Origin of the sequence: Enterococcus quebecensis (assembly GCF_001730365.1) — a bacterium.
GTDB classification, from domain to species: Bacteria; Bacillota; Bacilli; order Lactobacillales; family Enterococcaceae; genus Enterococcus_L; species Enterococcus_L quebecensis.
Window position 1 is genome coordinate 409,620 of the sequence record NZ_MIKB01000012.1, and the last position, 6,667, is coordinate 416,286.

At 35.0% G+C, this 6,667-nt stretch carries 3 protein-coding genes and 1 pseudogene; all 4 read left to right on the plus strand.

Going from position 1 to position 6,667, the window contains the following annotated elements; all coding sequences use genetic code 11:
- The first annotated feature begins 247 nt into the window (after positions 1-247).
- The gene (locus tag BCR23_RS06325) at positions 248-490 is read left to right on the plus strand and encodes a helix-turn-helix transcriptional regulator (protein WP_069634629.1); all 243 of its coding nucleotides are present in this window, start codon (positions 248-250) and stop codon (positions 488-490) included.
- Between the two features lie 908 nt (positions 491-1,398).
- On the plus strand, positions 1,399-4,386 hold the full coding sequence (locus tag BCR23_RS06330) for a DEAD/DEAH box helicase family protein (protein WP_069634630.1): 2,988 nt from the start codon (positions 1,399-1,401) through the stop codon (positions 4,384-4,386).
- 48 nt (positions 4,387-4,434) lie between these two features.
- Positions 4,435-6,019, plus strand: a pseudogene (locus BCR23_RS06335) (type I restriction-modification system subunit M).
- The coding region (locus tag BCR23_RS06340; RefSeq protein ID WP_205688494.1) for a restriction endonuclease subunit S at positions 6,016-6,667 on the plus strand (652 nt) is incomplete at its 3' end. The pseudogene BCR23_RS06335 and the gene BCR23_RS06340, both read left to right, overlap by 4 nt.

A 6,667-nucleotide genomic window follows, 5' to 3' on the forward strand; every position in this document is an offset into this window, starting at 1 on the left:
TGACGTAACGTTCAAATTGCTTTTTAAATAATATATATTGTGTGATATTTAGATTATTAAGACATAGATAAAAAATGTTTTTGCGATGTTAGGAGTTACTGAATTATTGTGTATAGTGTTGATAAGAAAAATGAATGTTAGACGTTGGTACGGACTTATCCCTAGAGGGTAAGTGTAAGTAAGGCAAAAAGTAATGGAATATGAATAAGTGGGTACAAAAAAATCTTTTTAAAGATGGGATGGCTGTATGGAGATCGGAATATTATTAAAAGAACGTAGGGAACTGAAAAAATTAACTCAGCAACAACTAGCTGATCAGTTTCATGTGACGAGACAAACAGTGTCAAGATGGGAAAATGAACAATCGTATCCTAACATTGATACTCTAGTTGAATTAAGCTTCTTTTTTGATTTTTCTCTCGATGAAATCTTAAAAGGAGATAAGTATAGGATAGAAAAAATTTCAAAAGATGCAGTGATTGAAAAGTAATAAAGGGGCTAATATGAAAGAATGATTTTATAAAAAAGGTATATTTGTTATCATTTATTCTAGCTATTTGTTTTGCATCATTAGACTTTAATAATGTTGGGTAGTCTCAAAAAAAGTGAATGGATACGGCCAAAACTTTTGATATTGTGATTTATCTAAGATGAACTTAATTCCCCAAATTAAAATAAGAAGTCAGACAAAAGAATAGATAAAATAAAAGCAATTAGATTTAAAAGCGCACCAGTCCACTAATCATCATTGTTGGAATCTAAAAATATTTTTATATAATCAATACTACAAGAAATCAGTAAGTATCCAATTAAACATCGATAAAAAAATGATCTGTTGTATCTTTTAGGAGAGCACAATGGATCATAAGATATATTGCCTCACCATTTCTGCAAAAAATGGTGAGGTTATTTTGTTTTAATTGATAATTGTTTGCATTATTTACTCTAGTTTTTTTACTATTTGATTTAACAATAAAGTTATTTTTACAGAAAAAACATTTTCTTTTTCTCGAAGTTCTGTTACTTTTGGATTAAAAATTATTTGTCTTCATTAGTTTCGAATATTAGTAACTTTGATTTGTATCAAAGAAAAAAAGAGGTATTGAATGAAATCTTGTATTTAGAGTAAGGTCTCACATTTGGAGCATTTTGCAGATAAATAAGTGTTTTTTGTTTTCATAGATAATTAAATTGTACTTATGAATTTAAATACTTTATTTTAAATGAAACATTGTTTTTTTTAAAATTATAAATAGAAATCTTATTGTAGATAATTACTTACTCGTGGTATAGTTGTAATGTGTATACAAACGTTTCAGTAAAGCGTAAGTTGAGAGAAAACGAAGAAGTGTTATTTACAGAAATTGTTCGCATAAAATAGCGAAGGGAAGTATTTAATTGGCAGAAGCAAAATTTGAAGAGGCTTTAATTAAAAAGCTTGAAGCTGAAGGCTGGACTTATCGTAAAGAATTATCCAACGTCAGCATAAAAAAAATTGAACAACATTGGCGTGACATTTTAAATGAAACTAACGCCTATAAGTTAAAAGGAATCCCACTGTCTGATGTTGAATTTGGATTGATTCTCCAAGAGTTACAACGTGTTCGAACGCCTTACGATGCTCAACTTTTATTGGTTGGTGCTGGTGGAGTGGGATCAATTCCTATTACTCGTGATGATGGTTCTAGTTTAGAAGTCGAAATCTTTTATGAAGAGGACGTGGCAGGTGGACGATCTCGTTACGAGATCGTCACTCAAGTGAGGTTTGATGATTTACCTAAAGGGTTAACGACGAAACGGATTATTGATATAGCTCTGCTGATCAATGGAATTCCGGTTGGACATATTGAGGAAAAGGACGAACATGTACAAAATCAATGGCGTGCTTTCGAGCAGTTGAAGGGCTACCATGGTGACGGGCTATATGAAGGATTGTTTGCGTTTGTACAAGTCCAATTCATCATGAGCCAACATTCAGCGCATTATTTTGCACGACCAAATTCAGTTGAGCATTACAATAAAACATTTGTGTTTGGCTGGCGAGATGAAAATAATAAAGACGTTACAGATGCATTTGAGTTTGCCCATCAAGTATTGGGAATCCCAGCGTTACATCGTTTAATCACAGTTAATATGATTCCAGACGCATCAAACAACAATTTGATGGTTATGCGTAGCTACCAAATTCAAGCAACACGAGAAATTATACAGCGTATGAAAGAAATGGAAGCAAGCGGTCTTATACAAAAGGAAGGTGGTTATATTTGGCACACAACTGGCTCTGGAAAAACAGTTACATCTTTTAAGGTTGCTCAGTTGTTAGCGTCAGCCCCTAGAATTAGGAACGTGCTATTTATCGTAGATCGTGTTGATTTGATTGATCAAACACTCGATAACTTTAAGGATTATGCTTATATGCACTTTAAAAATCGTATTAAAAAGGTTAATGGCCGCGAATTAAAGAGAGAATTGAAGCACAAGGGTGCATCACAAATCTTACTAATATCTGTTCAAGGATTAACAAAAGCTGTTAAACGAGGATTAGAAAACGATGATTGGAACGTTATCATTATGGATGAAGCTCATCGAAGTGCCAGTGGCGACTCGGTGCACTTAATCAAAAAAGCTTTTAAGAAAACGACGTGGTTTGGTTTTACTGGTACCCCGAACTTCTACAGCGATGAAATAAACGATGTAAAAACAACTCGAGATATCTCAACTCACGATATTTTTGGAAAACGTCTGCATACATATACAATTAAAGATGCGATTGGCGATGGCAATGTTTTAGGTTTTGATGTAACGTACTTCAAACCGCTATGGGTTGTCGAACACCCGCAAGACCAATTCTCCGAAAAAGACTATGAAAAAGAAGTATATCAAAGTGATGTCTATCGTCAGGAAGTAGTCCAAGATATTCTTGATAATTGGAACAAAACATCAAGTGGTGCATTAATTGCAGGAATACGTAAAGAGAACACATTTCAAGCGATGCTTGCTGTGTCTGGTAGGCAAGCCGTTGTACACTACTACAATATCTTTAAAGAGAAAGCACCACATTTAAATATTGCAATGACATTTTCTCATGATGAATCTAATGAATCTGGTACCAAGGAGCAAAATGAAGCACTCAAAAAAGCGATTAAGAGCTATACTAAAAAATTCAATGTTCCAAGTATTTTGGACGCTAAAAAACCAACTCGGGCGTATATGCTAGATATCACGAAGCGGCTAGCTCGTAAGAAACCATATAATCAAGGTAAAGACGAAGAGCGACTGGATTTAGTGATTGTTTCAGATCAATTGTTGACTGGTTTCGATTCAAAATTCGTCAATATGATCTACATGGACAAAACGCTAAAAGAAGGAATGCTCATTCAGGCGATGTCTAGGACAAACAGAGCATTCGATCTCAACAGTAAACCTCATGGAAAAGTGCGCTTCTATCGTCAAGGGGACGAAATGCAAGAGTTTGTTGAAAATGCATTACGGATTTATACAAGAGGTGGGAACGACACCCTTCAAGAAGCAGAGAAAGAAGCAAAAAATCAACGAACTCAAGAGTTAGAGGACGACGATATTTTAGCGAAACCTCAAAGCCATCAAATAAACGATTTAGAAGAAGCCGTTTCAAGATTAAAACAACTAGCGGGCACGGACTTTAGCCAAGTACCTCGTGGACAACGTGATTTAAAAGAGTTTGTAAATCTTGCTTTATCTACACAGAATGTTATTCAACGCTTGGTACAGCAGGGATACGAACTAGGAAGCGAGATTGAAGCGTTAGACGAAAAACGTGAACCAACTGGAAAGATGGTTCGACTTGATATTTCAAGTATTGAAGAATTTGGGGCTTTACAAGCACGGTTAAATGATGCAAGAGAGAGATTACCAGAAGATGAACGCCCTGATCTTACCGAAATCAAAATAGGAATTGAATTTTATCACCACGAAATAATTGATTATGATAGATTGGTGGAACTTTTAAATGTGTTTATGGATGATAAGACTAAAACGAACAAAGAAGCAATTGATAAGCACATTACTCCGATGGACGATGAAAGTCGTCAAGAAATCCATGAGATTGTGGATGATATCGAAGCTGGTGAGATTACCCAACATTTTACAACAGAATCTCTTCAAGATACACGAAAGAAATATCGTACTGAGCGTCGAGAACTAAAGATTCGCCGTTGGGCAGCAAATCAAGATGTAAATGGAAATAGGATTGTAGAAGCGTTCGATTTGTTTTTACCTGGACATACGCTCATTGATAATCCAAAACTTGCTGATATTGTACATGCGATTGAAGAGGAAGAAAATATTGGATTCTTCGGAGCCTCAGATTTTGAAGAAGCATTGATGACATTTTTCAACTCGTTATAAGTAAATGAAACGTTTAATTTAAAGATAAGAGAAAGTAGGAAAAATTTAATGGTACTTTCAAATGAACAGCAAACAAAAATGTGGGCGATGCTCAATCAAACACGTGGACAAATTGGACTAACTGCTTACAAGGACTATATCTTTGGAATTTTGTTTTATAAATATCTATCTGAAAAAGCAACTCGATGGTTAGAGAGCGTTCTACGTGGTGAAACATGGGAAAATATTTATGCTCAAGATTCCGCTAAAGCTTTAGATTATATGAAAAAGAACCTTGGCTATTCAACCAAATGATTTTTTTACAGATTGGAAAAAAGCAATTGATGAAGATCGTTTTAATATTGGGATGATGACTGATACATTCGGTCACTTTAACCAACAAATAGCGTTAGAAGCGAAAGGTGATTTTGAAGGTATCTTTGATGGCATGCGCTTCGATAGTGCTGATTTAGGCGCTAATGTACAAGCTCGTGCCAGTGTGATGATTTCTATGATTGAGTTACTATCATCCCCTGAATTTGATTTATCTAGTAGTGATGATACTGTTTCAGATATTTATGAATATTTAGTTGCGCAATTTGCCACTGTACTAGCATCTGATATGGGACAATACTATACACCAAAAGAGATTTCTGGTGTTATGGCTCAAATTTTAACTTTTGGTCGAGAAGAGGAAGAAAATTTCTCTATCTATGATCCTACTGTCGGTTCTGGTTCCCTTTTACTCACAACAGCAAGCTGTATGAAAAATTCACATAAACGTGGAATGATTAAGTATTTTGGTCAAGAAAAAGACGCAACCCCTTACCGTTTATCAAGGATGAACTTAATGATGCACGGTGTCGAGTATAATGATATCAGTATCAATCATGCGGACTCGCTTGAAAGTGACTGGCCAGATGGTGTTGTAGACGGAAAAGATAATCCACGAATGTTTGACGCTGTAATGGCAAATCCACCGTATTCGGCTCACTGGGATAGTAAAGACCATGAAGATGATCCGCGTTGGCGTGAATATGGTGTTGCTCCTAAGACAAAAGCTGATTATGCATTCTTATTACACTGCTTGTATCACTTAGAGGATAGTGGTCGTATGGCGATTATTTTACCCCATGGTGTATTGTTCCGTGGTGCTGCTGAAGGCCGTATCCGTAAAGCACTAATTAATAAACATCAGATTGAAGCTATAATTGGGTTCCCTGATAAACTATTCTTAAATACATCTATTCCAGTTTGTGTCTTGATTATAAGAAAGAACCGTGTAGAGTCAGATATTCTATTTGTTGATGCAAGTAAAGATTTTGAGAAATTAAAAAAACAAAATCATTTGCGATTTGAAGATGTTGAGAAGATTGTCGATACAGTGATTAATCGCAAAGAAATAGAGAAATACTCTCATATTGCAACGTTAGATGAAATTAAAGAGAATGATTACAACTTAAATATTCCTCGATATGTTGATACTTTTGAAGAAGAAGAACGTATTGATATAGTAGATTTGAGTAAAGAAATGGTCACGTTGAATTCTGAAATTGAAAAGGCTGAAAGTGATTTCTTGTCATTGCTGGATGAGCTTGCTGTAACTCCTGATACAAAGGATATAATCGAAGCTACAAAGGCGGTTTTTCGATGAAAGATGAGGAAAAAAACATACCTGTGCTTCGATTTGACGGCTTTTTTGACGATTGGGAACAGCGTAAGTTGGGGGAAATTGCTGAAAGTTTCGAGTACGGACTAAATGCGCCTGCAAAAGAATTTGATGGTGAACACAAATATATTAGAATTACAGATATAGATGATAATAGTCATAAATTTATTCAAAATAAAATTACTTCTCCAGATATTAATTTTAAAAGCGCTGATAAATATAAACTTCAAAAAGGAGATATACTTTTCGCACGAACAGGAGCAAGTGTTGGAAAATCGTATTACTATAATGAAAGTGACGGATTAGTTTATTATGCAGGGTTCCTAATTCGTGCAAGAATTAGACCACAATACAGTCATGAATTTATATTTCAAAACACATTAACAGATACTTATGACAAATTTATCAAGATTACTTCGCAACGTTCTGGACAGCCTGGCGTTAACGCTGAGGAATACTCTAACTTCAAAATAATGACACCCAGTACTGAAGAACAAAAAAAAATCGGCTCCTTCTTCAAACAACTCGACAATACCATCGCTCTTCATCAACGTAAGTTAGATGCTTTGAAGCGGTTGAAAAAAGGTTTTTTACAACAACTATTCCCTGAAAATAGGGAGAAGGTGCCCAAGG